General features: G+C 58.8%; 15 protein-coding genes and 2 rRNA genes. All 17 read right to left on the bottom strand.

The window, feature by feature from the left end; translation table 11 throughout:
- Window positions 1-27: 27 nt before the first annotated feature.
- The gene (scpB, locus tag M5J09_RS10645) at window positions 28-600 is read right to left on the bottom strand and encodes an SMC-Scp complex subunit ScpB (protein ID WP_257157842.1); all 573 of its coding nucleotides are present in this window, start codon (window positions 598-600) and stop codon (window positions 28-30) included.
- A gap of 41 nt (window positions 601-641) precedes the next feature.
- On the bottom strand, window positions 642-1,439 hold the full coding sequence (locus tag M5J09_RS10650) for a ScpA family protein (RefSeq protein ID WP_042530960.1): 798 nt from the start codon (window positions 1,437-1,439) through the stop codon (window positions 642-644).
- 9 nt (window positions 1,440-1,448) lie between these two features.
- Window positions 1,449-2,327, bottom strand: a complete 879-nt coding sequence (locus tag M5J09_RS10655; protein ID WP_186302173.1) for a ParA family protein — start codon at window positions 2,325-2,327, stop codon at window positions 1,449-1,451.
- Window positions 2,328-2,469: 142 nt separating this feature from the next.
- The gene (locus M5J09_RS10660) at window positions 2,470-3,612 is read right to left on the bottom strand and encodes a transmembrane domain-containing protein (RefSeq protein WP_257157828.1); all 1,143 of its coding nucleotides are present in this window, start codon (window positions 3,610-3,612) and stop codon (window positions 2,470-2,472) included.
- Between the two features lie 34 nt (window positions 3,613-3,646).
- The gene (xerD, locus tag M5J09_RS10665) at window positions 3,647-4,570 is read right to left on the bottom strand and encodes a site-specific tyrosine recombinase XerD (RefSeq protein ID WP_257157829.1); all 924 of its coding nucleotides are present in this window, start codon (window positions 4,568-4,570) and stop codon (window positions 3,647-3,649) included.
- The gene (locus tag M5J09_RS10670; protein WP_257157830.1) at window positions 4,567-5,205 is read right to left on the bottom strand and encodes an NUDIX hydrolase; all 639 of its coding nucleotides are present in this window, start codon (window positions 5,203-5,205) and stop codon (window positions 4,567-4,569) included. The genes xerD and M5J09_RS10670 overlap by 4 nt, the downstream gene beginning before the upstream one ends.
- Complete coding sequence (locus tag M5J09_RS10675; protein WP_257157831.1) at window positions 5,206-6,168, bottom strand: copper transporter; 963 nt, start codon at window positions 6,166-6,168, stop codon at window positions 5,206-5,208. It lies immediately after the preceding gene.
- Complete coding sequence (gene steA, locus M5J09_RS10680) at window positions 6,168-7,352, bottom strand: putative cytokinetic ring protein SteA (RefSeq protein WP_042530969.1); 1,185 nt, start codon at window positions 7,350-7,352, stop codon at window positions 6,168-6,170. The genes M5J09_RS10675 and steA overlap by 1 nt, the downstream gene beginning before the upstream one ends.
- A gap of 26 nt (window positions 7,353-7,378) precedes the next feature.
- Window positions 7,379-9,055: a DNA repair protein RecN gene (gene recN / locus M5J09_RS10685; RefSeq protein ID WP_257157832.1), complete on the bottom strand. Its 1,677-nt coding sequence runs from the start codon at window positions 9,053-9,055 to the stop codon at window positions 7,379-7,381.
- A gap of 44 nt (window positions 9,056-9,099) precedes the next feature.
- The gene (locus tag M5J09_RS10690; protein WP_042530973.1) at window positions 9,100-10,011 is read right to left on the bottom strand and encodes an NAD kinase; all 912 of its coding nucleotides are present in this window, start codon (window positions 10,009-10,011) and stop codon (window positions 9,100-9,102) included.
- A complete protein-coding gene (locus M5J09_RS10695) occupies window positions 10,008-10,817 on the bottom strand; it encodes a TlyA family RNA methyltransferase (protein ID WP_257157833.1) in 810 nt (269 codons plus the stop codon). The genes M5J09_RS10690 and M5J09_RS10695 overlap by 4 nt, the downstream gene beginning before the upstream one ends.
- 14 nt (window positions 10,818-10,831) lie before the next feature.
- Window positions 10,832-10,993, bottom strand: a complete 162-nt coding sequence (locus M5J09_RS10700; RefSeq protein WP_169744722.1) for a hypothetical protein — start codon at window positions 10,991-10,993, stop codon at window positions 10,832-10,834.
- Window positions 10,984-11,967, bottom strand: coding sequence for an HAD-IIA family hydrolase (locus M5J09_RS10705; RefSeq protein WP_257157834.1), 984 nt, complete (start codon window positions 11,965-11,967; stop codon window positions 10,984-10,986). Before M5J09_RS10705 ends, M5J09_RS10700 begins: the two co-directional genes overlap by 10 nt.
- Before the next feature lie 2 nt (window positions 11,968-11,969).
- Window positions 11,970-12,929, bottom strand: coding sequence for a tetratricopeptide repeat protein (locus M5J09_RS10710; protein ID WP_144792526.1), 960 nt, complete (start codon window positions 12,927-12,929; stop codon window positions 11,970-11,972).
- A gap of 127 nt (window positions 12,930-13,056) precedes the next feature.
- Window positions 13,057-13,803 (bottom strand): hypothetical protein, encoded by a 747-nt coding sequence (locus M5J09_RS10715; RefSeq protein ID WP_257157835.1) that lies wholly within the window; start codon window positions 13,801-13,803, stop codon window positions 13,057-13,059.
- A 422-nt stretch (window positions 13,804-14,225) separates the two neighbouring features.
- Window positions 14,226-14,343, bottom strand: a 5S ribosomal RNA gene (gene rrf / locus M5J09_RS10720).
- Window positions 14,344-14,464: 121 nt separating this feature from the next.
- Window positions 14,465-14,672: ribosomal RNA gene (locus M5J09_RS10725) — 23S ribosomal RNA — on the bottom strand; the annotation flags it as partial.

Consider the following 14,672-nt stretch of genomic DNA (forward strand, 5'->3'; position numbering starts at 1 on the left):
CGGGCAATCCTACCCCACAGTGTGGCTCTATGAGTAGTCCTCATCAATCTGATCGATATCCGGCAGCAACGGCGCAAGATCTGGGAGGCGCTCCAGAGAGTCGATGCCGAGCAGCTCAAGGAAGAGCTCCGTCGTCTCGTACTGATGTGCCAGGCCCTCCACGCCGTCGAGCTCACGGATGAGACCACGCATCGTCAGGGTACGGACCACGCCGTCGACGTTGACGCCTCGCACACCGGCGACCTGGGCGCGCGTTACTGGCTGGCGGTAGGCAATCACCGCCAGGGTCTCCAATGCCGCACGCGAAAGCTTGGTCTGGGTGCCATCGAGCACGAACTGCTCGACCGCATCGGCGTTGTCCTTGCGAGTATAAAAACGCCAGCCCTCAGAGGTTTCCCGCAGGTCAATACCAGAGCCGCGTTCATTGAGCTCGCGCTGCAGGGACCGGAGAACATCACTAACCACGGTTGTCTCGGCATCAAGAGCGCGGGCTAGAGCCTCCACGCTAGCGGGTGAATCCACCACGAGGAGGATAGATTCCACGCGTGAGCGCAGTTGCGAAATGAGCGGCAGTACAGTGGCTTCCGTGCGGTCTTCCATGACTGGGTAGCGTACCTTAGCCACAGGCGTCCTCGTCCCAGCTAGTCCCAGTTGGCCGCCGCCACGACGGCCGGGTCCACATCGAGCCCGGTCCACGCCAGCTCCAAAGGTCCGAGGGATTCTTCTTGAACCGCGTCAACCGCTTTGGCCTTATAGAGCTCTAGCAGTGCCAAGAAGCGGCCAACAATTTCCATGGACACGGTGCAATCCCTGGTGAGGGCATCGAAGCTCATCCACTGGCCTGTGCCCAGCATCTTGAGGGTGCCAAGAATCTTGCCAGCCTGCTCCGGCACCGAGACTGCCACCTGATGAATGTGACCGGTCGCCACCTCCTCCGGTGGCTTGGGCCGGAAGACTCCCGCGGCAAGCTCGGCGAAACTCGCCGGTGTGTGCCCCAGCTTGACCGGCGGCAGAAGCTCACTAAACCGCTCCTCCATTGCTACTGCCCGGGGATAGCGGCGCTGTGCTTGACGCTGCCAGTGCGCGAACTGATCCGCTACCTGTTTGTAGGCCTTGTACTGCAAAAGGCGAGCGAAAAGAAGGTCTCGAGTCTCCAAAAGTTCAAGATCCTCAAGGTCATCAACGTCACCCCGCGGAAGAAGTCGCGCTGCCTTGAGATCCAGCAGCGTCGCTGCGATGAGGAGAAACTCTGTGGTCTCATCAAGATCCGCAGTTTCCCCTAATGCGCGGGTGTAGGCGACGAACTCATCGGTCACCTCGGAGAGCGCCACCTCGGTCACATCAAGCTTCTTGGCCTGGATGAGCTGGAGGAGCAGGTCGAAAGGCCCCTCGAAGTTACCCAGCGCAATGCGGAAGCCGGTAATCTCCGGTTGCGTCATGCCGGCACGCTAGACGTTGGCTCGCTCGATGACCTCTTTGGCTAGGTCGCGGTATTGTTTCGCGGCCTGGGAGCTCGGCGCCCACGTCGTAATGGGCTCGCCAGCCACCGAAGTCTCCGGGAAACGTACCGTCCGGGTAATAACCGTGTCGAAGACCTTATCCCCAAAGTACTCGACCACGCGGTCCATGACCTCACGGGCATGACGGGTCCGGCGGTCAAACATGGTGACGAGGATGCCCATGACCTCAAGGTCAAAGTTAATGCGGTCCGCAACCTTCTCCACCGTATCCGTCAACAGCGCTAAGCCACGCAGGGAGAAGAACTCACACTCCATGGGGATAATCACACCCTGAGAACAAGCCAGCGCGTTCACGGTCAGCAGGCCCAAGGACGGCTGACAGTCGATAATGATGAAGTCATAGTCCTTGCGCACTGGACGCAGAGCGCGGGCTAGGGTATGTTCACGGCCAACTTCGTTGACCATCTGAATCTCAGCCGCAGAGAGGTCAATGTTGGCTGGCACTAGGTCCAAACCCGCCACTCCAGTGTTCACGATGGCGGAATGAACCGAAACCTCGCTATCCAGCATGACGTCATAGATAGTGTCACCGATCTGATCATGAGTGAGGCCCAAGCCTGCCGACAAAGCGCCCTGGGGGTCCAAGTCAACGAGAAGGACTTTACGGCCAAGCTCCGCCAAGCACGCGCCCATGTTGATGGTGGACGTGGTCTTGCCCACGCCTCCCTTCTGGTTACACATGGAGATGATGGTGGCAGGGCCGTGCTTTTCCAGCGGCTCGGGTTCCGGCAGTTCCCGAAGTGGGCGGCCGGTCAACCCGACCTGCGCCTCCGAGGCTTCAAACAGTCCCTCGTCGCTCACAGTCACACCTGCTTCCTTGACCTGTACGGCCCCTTAAGTCCGGCCTGCAGCGCTTGCCGACGCCGCCTTCTTACATCGTTGTGATTACAGAGTACCCCCTGAGGCACCCGCCCCGCGATTATAGCCAGCAAAAATGGGGATATAAAGCCTAGCGGCTAGACTTCCTGCGCCGCCACAGCCAGATCACCACGCCGGCGATAAGCGCCACCAACCCCACCCCGCCGATACCACTGATGATCTCGCCGGTGCTCAGCCCCGACTCTTCAGCGTCTGTGGGCTCAGCGTTCCCCTCATCATCAGCATCCAGCTGCTGTTCAGACGGAACCTCCTGTGCGGTCTCCTGAGTGGGATCCGTCAACGTCACGACGAGCTCCGCGGTCCCAGACTCCTTGTTAATGAACTGCATGATGAACGGGTTATCTGGCTCCTTGCCCTCCGGATATGTCAAGGTCATCGTGCGCGAGGCTTTGTCGATTTCTCGTTGCACGCCCTCGACGAATTCTCCCTGTGCATTGAGGTAACGCAATGTCACGCCAGCATCCTCAAGGTGCTTGAAACGGTTATACAGGTCTAAGGCTTGCTTGAGGCCCAGCTTCGCGGTGATGGCCTGGCCCTCGATAGTGGACTCGAGATTGATATAGGAAGCTTGGGAATCATCTATACCTTCCCATCCGCGACCGGTCCGCGGCGCACTCGGCTGCTCGTGGCCAGCTGTAGATTCTCGCGCCCCTCCCCCTTCGCGCTCACCGGAAGTCGAATCACCCGGAGAATTCTCGTCACCGTGAGCGCCAAGGGCGTCATCACCGTCAGTGCCCTCAGCATCGTGAGCTCCACCGGGGGCATCGCCATCACCGCCGTCAGAGCTCCGACCGTCTTGCCCGCTTGTCTCCTGAGGAGTGTGAGCAGTTCCGTCCAGGCTCTCTGGGTCACCGCTCGTTGCAGCATCGTTGAGGTCCTGTTCGGTCACCTGTTCATCAGCAACCAGAAGGAAGGTCATAGTGATGCCCTGGTAGGTCACCGGCACGCTCAGTTGACCACCTGCGGCAGGGGCGGAAACAGTGGCCGTCCCGCCGGAAGCGGATACGGTCCAGCCATCGGCAGCCACGTTGACGTCGACAGGCACGGGCAAGGAAACTGTCGTGGTTTGGCCAGCCGGTACTGGAATCGTGGCGTCCTGTGCCTGCGCAACAGCAACACCGTACCAATTCGCTGCCGCCACTGGCGCCACGGCGAGGGACGCCGCCGCAGCAACTGCTGCGAGACGGTGACGAAGGAAAACAGAATGGAGCATGGAGATCTTTCGTTCGGGAATAGCTGCCGCGATTCTAAGCGCGAGGGTGCGCGGTACGCCACACCTCTCGGAGGGAATCGGCGGTGACGTGAGTATAGATTTGGGTCGTGGTTACCGAAGAATGCCCCAGCAATTCTTGGACGGTACGGACATCGGCTCCGCCTTCCAAGAGATGAGTGGCAAAGGAGTGACGAAGGGTATGCGGAGAAATGTTTGCCGTGAGTTGCGCGCGTTCAGCTGCGGTTTTGATAGCCGCCCAGGCACTTTGGCGGGACAGTGCCTTACCGCGCGTGTTGAGGAAAAGCGCATGTGAAGCACCCGTAGCCAGAATCGGCCGGGACCGGACTAGGTAGTCTTCCACGGCCTTCGCCGCATGAGAACCCATGGGGACAAGCCGCTGCTTATCGCCTTTACCGCTCAGCAGCACAATATCGCGCACGGAGCGAGGGGTATCACCAGTGACATCATCAACATGAAGAGAGATGACTTCTGAAATACGCGCACCGGTGCCATACAGCACCTCAAGCAAGGCACGGTCGCGGATATCGATAGGGGTTGCTGCCTCATCCGTCGGAATGGCGTTGAGCAGCTTGTCGACGTCATCCACAGTAAGCGTTTCCGGCAAGGTCTGGGCCTGCTTCGGGGGCGTGACCTCCGCTGCTACGTCGGTCTCAACAAGTCCCTCAGCAAGCGCAAACTTGTGCAATCCTCGTGCGACGATCAGTGCGCGACTCGCCGATGACTGGGCGAGTGATTCCCGCAGATGAACCAGGTAGTTCTCCACGTGAGTGCGCTGCACGTGGCGCAAGTCAGAAATTCCAGTCTCCGCCAACCAAGAGACGTAACGGTTGATGTCACGGCGGTAATTGCTCACCGTATTTTTGGATGCGCCCTTCTCCACCATGAGGTGCATGAGCCACGCCTGCCCTGCCGCCTGCGCAGGGGTTTCACCACTCACAGTTTCTTCAAGTCCACGCCAGCTCGGCGACGGGCCATAGATTGCGGACGGATATCAAAGGGCGAGTCCACCGAACGGGGAGTACGTGAGCCGCTCACACACGCATGCGCAGCGAGAATGCCGGCGATGGCGATGGAGTTGACAATCTCTCCGGAAAGGACCCGATTCAAGGCCTCGTCAAGGCCCACCCACGCAAAGCCCATGTCTGCTTCTTCGTCGCCCTCGGCGTCAAGCTTGTCGACGTCCGAGAGGCCCCGCGCGATAAACACACGCACGGCCTCCTCACAGAAGCCCGGGGAGGTGACAAGGTCGGTGAGCACACCCCACTCGCTTGCCGCGAGCCCGGCTTCTTCCTGCAGCTCGCGCTGGGCACCACTGAGCTCGTCCTCGCCTTTGACATCAAGCAGGCCGGCAGGCAATTCCCACAACCGCCTGCCGACGCTATGGCGGTACTGCTCTACCATAGCCACGCGATTCTGTTCATCCAGCGCCACTACGGCAACTGCGCCGAGGTGCTCCACGATTTCGCGCTGAGCCACAACGTCACCGGGCATGACGACATCATCGCGGCGGACGGCGAGGATGGGGGCATCGAGTAGCAGCTCGCTGCCGACCACACGAAAGTCATGCGCCATTTATAGATCCTTCGGAAGCGCTGGGGCTGCACTCTGGGCATTAGCGGCGGCTCCGTATACGCCGTGTCCTCCGTCCAATTGTTCCTTGACCGCAAGGACGGCCGCCATCTGCGAAACGGGGTGATCAATGGAGTCGACAGTGGTGATCTCCGTCTTGTCCTTGCGCAGCTTCTCTAGCGCCCCGCCGTTACCGGCGGCGCGGACATGACCGGCATAGACAGTCGAGGTACCAACAGAATCGAATCCTTCAAGGAACTTCACAGTGGAATCGATTGCGTAGCGTGCCGGGGCGTCTTCCTCGCTGTCGTTTGCGGTCTGTGCGCCACCCACGACAATCACCGCTTGCGCGGGCAAAATTGTGGCGTCCTCGTACTCGATGTAGCCGGCCTCACGCAGAGCGCGCAACAAGGTGGCGCGGTCGTCAATAGATGCCAGCGGCTCTGTGCTCTTCGGATCGAGCATGAGCGCGGCTGCCATTGCTTCGCCCGCATGCGTTCCAGCATCCACCTTCTTCTCGTTGAGTTTGGCGCCCGCCGGAAGAGTGTTCGTTACCAGGGAAAGCAGCTTGTCGGCGGCACCTTGGTCAAAGAACTTCCTGGTCAACGTGATATGACCAGCATCGGTGGAATCGGCAGAGCCCAGCAACGCCTTGACCGCATTCACATCAGCCTCTTTGGCATCTGGGGTGCTGAGGACCATGACTGGACGTTGGGCCAGAGAGCCATCGACGATGAAACGGTTGAGGTCACGAAGAACGGAGTCCGCGGAGTCTAACTGAGCCTCGTGGATCTCATTTTCGACCACGAGCTCGGCATACTTTTCCCGAACCTCATCCTTCGGACCACCGCCCGGAGCCCCGGGAGTGGCGTCCATGTTTGGCGCGATAAGCAGCGTGCCTAAGGCGACGCCAAGGGCCGTGCCGAAGCCGAGGCCTGCGACGAGAAGTGACTTAGGCGAAGCCATTATTTAAACCACCCCTGCACGCTCAGGGCGAAGTTATTCCATGTGTCAATGAGGTTCTGAAGGAAGGATTCGTCTCCCCCAAGGCCCACGATAAGAATGACCACGGCGAGTGCGACCAGGATGCCGAGCAGAGCCCACAACCAGCCCATCGCACCGCCGCTCGGTGCGGTGTAGAGGTTGATCACCGCATCAGCATCCACGAGTCGGGTGCCGGCCTTCATGTGGGTCAGCAACGCGGCCGGAGTCGCATTGGGCTTGTTGGCAAAGATGTCATCAAGGTCCAACGCTCCACCGACCTGCACAATCATCTGCGCTTCGTGGTAATCCGCCAGCAAGAGCGCAAGATCCGTAGCCGAGTCTGTAGCGGCCGGGAAGGTCATTGCACCAATGCCTAGGTCCTGGATGCGTTCTAGGCCTTCAGCGGTGCCGTCGGGCTCCGCGGGAAGAATGACCTGCGCACCGCTCCGCAAAGTCTCAGAACTCACTTCAGCAGGATCACCCACGATGAAGTGAGGCTGGTAGCCAAGCTCCACAACCGTGTCGGCCGCAGCATCGACGCCGATAATGATGGGCTCGTATTCGCGGATGAAGTTCCGTAGCAACGAGAGCTTCTTGCGGTGCTCTTCTGAAGGCGATACAACGAGTACCTTCCGTCCGGCCATGTCAGAGCCCGCATCGGGGACGCCGAGGCCGTCGATAAGCAGCGGGCCCTCCGAATGAATGAACTCGATGGAGTTTCCAAAGTAGGCCTCCATGTGGTCAATGAGCTCGCGCTGGGCGGATGCGAAATTCTTCTCCGCGCGGTCGCGGGTGACTACGGTGCCCGACGTCAGCTGGGTATCCCCCACGTAAACGGTGCCGTCCTCGGTGAGGCGAGCCTTCTTGCCGTCCTTGAAGTGTGCTACGAAATCCTCGCCCACGCCTTCAATGAGGGTCACGTCGGCGTCGAGAAGCATGTGCGGCCCGTAGTTGGGGATCGACCCAGTGGAGAATTCGGCAACGTTAATGACAGCCGCCGGCTTCATATCGACAAGGGTCTGGGCCTCTTGGCGGGAAATGTTGGCGGCATTGATGACGGCGAAATCACCGGCGCTGAACTTCTTCATGCCTTTTCCGCCCGGGGTGCAGTCACGAAGCGCGCCGTGCTCTCCAGGCAGATCGGTATTACGGGAAAACAGACTCATGCCTGACAGTTTCCCCTGTTAGAGGCTCAATGTGTGGAAGGCGCGCGGAAAGCAGCAACTTCTGCCTGCGCACGGTCAAAAAGCTCTTGTGCATGCGCGCGGCCAGTATCGGTGTCATCGAGGCCCGCCAACATGCGCGCCAGCTCTTCTACCCGTTCCTCAGCGCTGAGATCCGCAACACCAGACGTGAATTTCTCCTTTGACACATGCAGATGCGAGTCCGCATAGGCGGCAACCTGGGGCAGGTGGGTGACACAGATGACCTGGTTTGTGGTGGAGAGCCGCGCTAGTCGACGCCCAATTTCCACCGCCGCGCGGCCACCCACACCGGCATCGACCTCATCGAAGACCAAGGTGGTTCCATCACCGCTCGCAAGGACGACTTCCATGGCAAGCATGACGCGCGAAAGCTCACCGCCGGACGCCGCAGATGCCAATGGTTTACCGTTGAGCTGGAACTCCACCTCGTCCGCACCGCTCTTGGAATATTTGGTCTTATTCACCGTGACCGTCAGCGTGGAATTCGGCATAGCTAGACCGTGGATTTCTTCCGTCACGTGCGAGCCAAGTTTCTTAGCGGCCTTCGTGCGTGCCGATGTCAGCTTCTCCGCCTTGGCCACCATGGCTTTCTCTGCCTCCATCACGTCCTTCTTGAGTGCCTCAAGGGCTTCAGAAGACGTATCAAGTGTTGCAAGCTTGGCCTCTGCGGAATCACGCCACTCCAAGACACCGTCGATGTCGGCGGCATACTTTCGAGTCAGGCGCTTGAGTTCTTGCTGACGCTGCAGAGATTCTTCGAGGAGACTAGGGTCTGCGGGAAGATCACTGAGATACGTCGCAAGCTCGGTTGCAATGTCGGTGAGCTGACTGGAGACCTCACTGAGGCGCTCACCCAACCGCGCCAACTCCGCATCGGTGGAGCCCGCCAGCGCCGATTCCGCAGCGCCAACAAGGTTCACGGCAGTATCTTCATCACCAAAACCTTCACCACCATCAAGGGCTGTCAGTGCCGAAGCGGCGGCTTCGCGCAGGGTGTCCACATCCTGCAATCGCCGAATGAGGGTTACCAGCTCTGCGTCTTCGCCCGGCTCCGGATCTAGGTCGGTGATTTCGGTGATAGCGAACTGGAGGCGGTCTACTTCCTGTGCCATCTCACGGCGCTTTTCCGTGCGGCGCTGATAATCCTTCGCCAGAGCACGCCAATGACTAAAGGCCTCCGTGTACGCGGTACGGACCTTATCGATAGCCGGCTCAAACCTATCAATCGCTGCTAGCTGTTGATCCGCCGCGAGCAATCTGAGCTGGTCATTTTGGCCGTGGACAGTAATGAGGTGCGAGGCGAAGTCACCCAGAGTGGCGGCGGGAACAGCACGCCCTCCCAAATAGGCACGAGAGCGACCCGCCGAGGACACCGTGCGGGAAGCGATATATTCGCCGTTTTCATCAGCCTCTCCCCCGGCGTCCTCGACCAGCTGCGCGACTGCCTCCGAGTGAGAAGAAAAATGTCCCTCGACCGCAGCCTTCGCCGCACCATCTCGTACCCGGGAAGCATCGGCGCGTCCACCGGCCAGTAGGCGAAGTCCGGTAACGACCATGGTCTTACCGGCACCGGTTTCACCCGTGAGAACGGTTAAGCCATGCGAGAGCTCCGCTGAGGAGCTTTCGATGACGCCAAGGTCAGCAATGCTGATGTCTACGAGCACGTCGGGAGTTCCTCCTTGTTCTGCTCCACTCTTAAAGGAGCATATTAGCGGCGCGGTCCGCGCCAACCTTCCACTGGCAACCGAAGTTTGGAGACGAGGCGGTCGGTGAACGGTTGATCATCGAGTCTGACCCAGCGCACTGGACGTTCACCACGAACAATCTCGACACGCGCACCGGGTGGCATCGAAATTTCACGGAAGCCATCAAGGATTACTACGGCTGGAGTCGTCGCCGATGCCGACTCCACCGCGACTTGGGAATCAGGTGACACGACGAGGGGCTTGGTGAAAAGGGCATGAGCATTGTTCGGCACCACGAGGATCGCATCCAGAGAGGGCCACAGCACTGGGCCACCGGCGGAGAAAGCATAAGCGGTGGAACCAGTCGGAGTGGAAATAAGAACACCATCGCACCCAAACGAGGACACGGGGCGACCGTCAATCTCGAGGATTGCATCGAGTACTCCCGAGCGGTTGAGATTCTCAATCGAGGCCTCGTTCAGCGCCCAGCCACGCTGGCGGAGCTCACCTTCGGAATCAAACACAGCGACGTCGATTGTCAGCCGGTCCTCAACCTCATAGGTCTGCTCGATAACCCTCACGAGAGCGCGGTCAAGGGACTCTGCCTCCCACTCGGCAAGGAAACCCACGTGCCCCAGGTTAATGCCCAGCACTGGGACATCCACCGCCCGGGCCATGTCCGCAGCCCGAAGAAAGGTGCCATCACCGCCGAGCACGAGAACGAGTTCGCACCCTTCGGCCGCCGCCGGGGTGTGTTTGACGTGCTGCAAACCTGACAAAACGGTATCTGCGGCGCACACGCGCACCTTAATTCCAGCTTCTTGCAGCAGTTCCGCTGCTCGATGCGTAGCAACAAGGTTCTCCTCACGGCTGGCATGCGGGACAAGGAGAATTTCGCGACGAGCTGTGGCCTCTGCCGTAACAGTCCTACTCACTGTGGTCCCTCCTTGATGGCCGTGTCGATCATGGCGTCTAGCTTATCTTCTGAAGTAGACATGCCGTCCTTCACAAGCCAGAGGAAATACTCCACGTTGCCACTTGGGCCCGGCAACGGCGAGGCTGCGACACCATGCACACTAAGCCCAAGGCTCTGCGCAAAGAGCGCAACATCCTTAGTTACCTCAGCACGTAGCTCCGGCGAGCGCACCACGCCACCCGAACCAATGCGATCCTTGCCTACCTCGAACTGCGGTTTCACCATGGGCAGCAACCATGCGCCTTCGGACATGCATTCAACAATGGCCGGCAGGACGAGCTTGAGGGAGATAAAGGACAGGTCTCCAACCATGGCATCACACGGGCCGTCGGTGTGCTCCAGCGTGAGGTTGCGAATATTCGTGCGGTCGAGAACGGTTACCCGCTCATCATTCTGTAGCCTCCACAGCAGCTGCCCATAGCCCACATCGACCGACAGAACCTCAGCTGCTCCCTTACGCAGGCACACGTCAGTAAAGCCGCCAGTCGACGCCCCCGCGTCCAAGACACGTCGACCCTTAAGGTCCACGTCAAAAGCGTCCAGAGCTCCAAGGAGCTTGTGCGCGCCTCGCGACGCCCAATCGTCCCCTTCCTCTGCTTCTACCTTGATGGAGACCTCTGGTTCCACCACAGTGGCAGGTTTTGTCGCTGTGAATCCGCCAACCGTGACGCGTCCAGCCTTGATCATGTCCACTGCTTGCTCGCGAGAGCGTGCGATCTTGCGGCGAACCAGCTCCGCATCGAGGCGGCGACGTTGTGGGGGCATATGTGAATCTTTCCTCAGTTGTCTTGGAGAGCATCACGCAACACAGCGTGCACACGATCTAACTGCACCAGCTCCTCCTCGAGGGAATCAGCTGGCTCCTGCAGAATGGCAGCCACGGAGGCGTCGAGTGCTTCCGGCGCCATGACTGCTCGCGGGTCATGTGGCTTTACTGCCATGTGGATACGGCCTTCTCAGCGAACTCACTGCGTGGCTGGATGTAGCGTGGCGGCTTGGGGCCAGCCCAGGCGACTTCGAGAACCGTGCGCAGCGCTTCGATCGATGTCGACTTTTCGTTACCGCCCTGCAGCACGATGTCATAGCCGTCGTAACGCGCCATGAACCCACCCTGTGCACCCGGACTTGCCTGTGCTTCTGACAGGGAGAGCTCATGGAAGCCCGCGCCAATAAAGTTTGGACGCAGATCCACCGGTGCCTCAATGAGCTCAAGCTCGCGGGACACACCGGTAAGCACATGGAACGTGTCCATCGCTGCCGTGTTTCCGCCCGCAATATCAGTGTCAAGGCGGTCACCCACTGCAAGTGGCTTCGTCGCACCCACCAGCTTGGCTGCTTGAGTAAACATGGCCGGTTCCGGCTTACCAGCTGATTTGGGCTCCACGCCAGTGGTCGAGGTAATGGCTGCAACGAGCGAGCCATTACCTACAGCCAAACCACGTTCCGTCGGCAGCTGGGTGTCCAAGTTCGAGGCATAGTATTTCGCCCCGTTGTTGATGGCGATTGCGCCTTCCGAAAGCTGTGTCCAGCCCACGGATTTGTCCATTCCTTGGAGGACGGCTGCAGGCTTGTCATCAGCACTGTCGACGACTTCGAATCCCGCTGCACGGGCTAGCGCGCGGAACGAATCGGCGCCAATGATCAAGACCTTGGCTCCCGCTGACAGATCCTCGCGAGCCATACGAATTGCGGCCTGCGCGGACGTGACGACATGCCCAGCGTCAGTTTTCACACCGATTTCCCCAAGCATATCTGCCACCGTCTGCGGACTACGTGAAGCGTTATTCGTTACATACACGGTTGGGATACCGCACGAGTTGACCACATCCACGACGCACTGCAACGCCTGGCCGCCTTCCCACACAGTTCCGTCAAGATCCAGCAAGAGCGAATCATGGGTTTTGAGAATACTCATTGTTAAAACTCGGCCAGACGCTCCGCAGCGTCCGTCCAGTCTCCTTCATCGATGTCAGACGCGTGCTGGAACCATTCCTTGGCTTCGTCCTTACGGCCAGCTTCCAGCAGTGCATTGCCATAGGCATAGGAAAGACGGCAAGCAGCAACTCCGGTAGCGTCCTTGTTCGGCTGCGCGCGTTGTATCGTGACCACAGCTGAATCTGCCTGACCCATGTCCAGTCGTGCGCCCGCGGCAACGATGGCCAACTCGATAGCATCCTCTGGCGCGAGTTCCTTGGCGTCTTCACTACGCCACAGCTCGACTGCTTTTTCAGGACGGCCGAGACCACGCTCGCAGTCAGCCATAACGGCAAGAAGGCCCGGCCCACCGGAAATACGGCGAGCCGCACGAAGTTCGGCCAAAGCCTCTTTCCACTCACCAGCACGGTAAGCTGCAATACCATTCATCTCTCGTGCCACAGAGACACGTCCGGCGCGATCCTTTGCGGCGCGTGCGTGACGAAGACTCAGCTTCGGATCATCGTCCAACCACGTTGCTGCCATAATGAGGTGTTTAGCTACGGCCTCAGAATTCTCCTTCGACAACGACGAAAGGTCCTGGAGAACCGAAGGATCAAGGTCAGTGATGTCAATATCAGACGGCAGATCCGGGTCCGTCATGCGGCGGTTAATTCGCTCCTCACGGTAACCAGAGCGCTGGGGGTGCGAGACCTTGTGCTTATCACGGTCATGGCCCTTGTGATTGCTACGCCGGTCATCACGACGCGGTTGAGCGCCGTCACGCCTACCACGACGCTCATCACGGCGATCACCGCGACGCTCTTCGCGACGCCCCTGTGATCCGCCGCGCTTGTCAAACTTGCGGCCCCCAGAGCGATTGTGTCCACGGTTGCCATTCGAGGACCCTTCGCGGTCCCGGTCCTGTTCGCGGCCGTGGTCGCGGGAGTTGGTTTCAGACATTAAAGCTATGCACTTTCTGCGATCGACGCGTCCGTATGTACCGAACCAGTGTACAGGTCAGCACCCCTAAAACAGCAATATGTTCCGCCGCTAGTGAAGCGCCCCACATTCCCCGTAGCCTGTACTCTCACCCCTCAAAAGGTGACTTGTCTAGAGGCCAGCCATAGTGGACGCGTTCGAGCCCCGCGGCAATCTGCGCCTTATTCAATCCGGTCTCCAAACTTCCGTGCCCCAACGGTTTCCCGCGCACAACAGCAAAAAAGGACCACCCGTTGTTGCGCTGAGGGTCGAGCCGAACCCTTCGAAGATCGCTTGCCAAAGCCACCCTGTTTGACTCCAACTCACGCGGGCTTTCCGCTTGCGCCTCAAAATCCTCAAAGGTATGTGTTTCCCCGCTCGGCGCCATGATCATGAGCTTCGTCCGGTAGAAATACTTAGATTTCCCCGATTTTACATTGTTCTCATCGAAATAGAGACTGCCCAACCACGCAGGGTAGCAATCGATCCAGCCGTTCTTCCACGCCGTAGCCAACTTTCTCATAAACAACCGCCACGACACGATCCGATACACGTGATAAACGAAGAGCCCCCCAAGTAGGAGAAAGACCAACCACGGAACTTCTTGGCTGTTAAGCGCCCAGACTATGAGGATGAAAACTGACTCAAGTAGCGCAAAGATTCCTAGAAACAAAAAGGCCTCCAGCCACGTCCCGCCATCGGGAACAGGCCCCTCCTCTTTGAACACCTCATAAAGATTATAGGGCGACGCGTCTTCATTCTTTTCCTTGTATGGAACAGATTCAAGATCGGCGAGAAAGACAGGGTTATAGGAATTTTTAAAAGCCACCGAAGATTGGGAAAAATCCACCATCATCTCCTCCATCCCGCCGCCAAGATCGCGCTACGCAACATATTAGTAAACAAGACCCGCACAAAGTGCGAGAACAACGCTAAAACGCACGTATACCACGCCTCCTTACAGAGCAAACGTTGTGCTGGGTTTCTATTTGGCCAGACCTGGGAGGCGACTCATTAAGGTGGGGTGTCGTGGTGGTGGCGTGGGGTGTGGGGAGTGTGCTGGGGGTCTGGGTTTTCAGGTCTGCACTTTTAGGTTCAAGTCTCCGCCCTACGGGCAGGGCGTGGAACCAGTCGCGCGGAGTGAGGTTGTGGTGTTGTTCGTGCTGGGTGGTGGTGTGTGTGAAAACGTAGAAAAAAGAGGGGGCCGTTAAAGCGGTGTTGCTTTAACGGTCCCCTCTCTTTGGGTTTGTATGAAGTTGTTTGTTTGTTGTTGTTTGGTGTCGGCGGTTTCTTACTCTCCCACAACCTCCCGGTTGCAGTACCATCAGCGCGGGCAGGCTTAGCTTCCGGGTTCGGAATGGGTCCGGGCGTTTCCCTGCTGCTATAGGCCACCGACAAACACTTAGAGCACACCTGGTCTGGTTGTGTGTGTTGTGTCAGATACTGTGTAGTGGACGCGAGCAACAGTGACGATTGTCTTTATGTTGTTTGTGTTTATTCCCCAAACCCTAAGGGTTTGGTGTGTTTGTTTTGGTCTATTAGTACCAGTAGCCTTCGCACCTTGCGGTGTGTCCAGGTCTGGCCTATCAACCCCATCGTCTGTAGGGGACCTCAAATGAAACCTCATCTTAAAACAGGCTTCCCGCTTAGATGCTTTCAGCGGTTATCCCTTCCGTACGTAGCCAACCAGCGATGCTCCTGGCGGAACAACTGGCACACTAGAGG

Origin of the sequence: Corynebacterium sp. BF-R-2, assembly GCF_024586525.1 — a bacterium.
Classification (GTDB): domain Bacteria; phylum Actinomycetota; class Actinomycetes; order Mycobacteriales; family Mycobacteriaceae; genus Corynebacterium; species Corynebacterium singulare.

Bases quoted from the DNA above. Each gene is read 5' to 3' on its own strand.
- scpB (WP_257157842.1), bottom strand. From the start codon at position 600: ATGGAAGACCGCACGGAAGCCACTGTACTGCCGCTCATTTCGCAACTG.
- M5J09_RS10650 (WP_042530960.1), bottom strand. From the start codon at position 1,439: ATGACGCAACCGGAGATTACCGGCTTCCGCATTGCGCTGGGTAACTTC.
- M5J09_RS10660 (WP_257157828.1), bottom strand. From the start codon at position 3,612: ATGCTCCATTCTGTTTTCCTTCGTCACCGTCTCGCAGCAGTTGCTGCG.
- M5J09_RS10670 (WP_257157830.1), bottom strand. From the start codon at position 5,205: ATGGCGCATGACTTTCGTGTGGTCGGCAGCGAGCTGCTACTCGATGCC.
- M5J09_RS10675 (WP_257157831.1), bottom strand. From the start codon at position 6,168: ATGGCTTCGCCTAAGTCACTTCTCGTCGCAGGCCTCGGCTTCGGCACG.
- steA (WP_042530969.1), bottom strand. From the start codon at position 7,352: ATGAGTCTGTTTTCCCGTAATACCGATCTGCCTGGAGAGCACGGCGCG.
- M5J09_RS10695 (WP_257157833.1), bottom strand. From the start codon at position 10,817: ATGCCCCCACAACGTCGCCGCCTCGATGCGGAGCTGGTTCGCCGCAAG.
- M5J09_RS10700 (WP_169744722.1), bottom strand. From the start codon at position 10,993: ATGGCAGTAAAGCCACATGACCCGCGAGCAGTCATGGCGCCGGAAGCA.
- M5J09_RS10705 (WP_257157834.1), bottom strand. From the start codon at position 11,967: ATGAGTATTCTCAAAACCCATGATTCGCTCTTGCTGGATCTTGACGGA.
- M5J09_RS10710 (WP_144792526.1), bottom strand. From the start codon at position 12,929: ATGTCTGAAACCAACTCCCGCGACCACGGCCGCGAACAGGACCGGGAC.
- M5J09_RS10715 (WP_257157835.1), bottom strand. From the start codon at position 13,803: ATGATGGTGGATTTTTCCCAATCTTCGGTGGCTTTTAAAAATTCCTAT.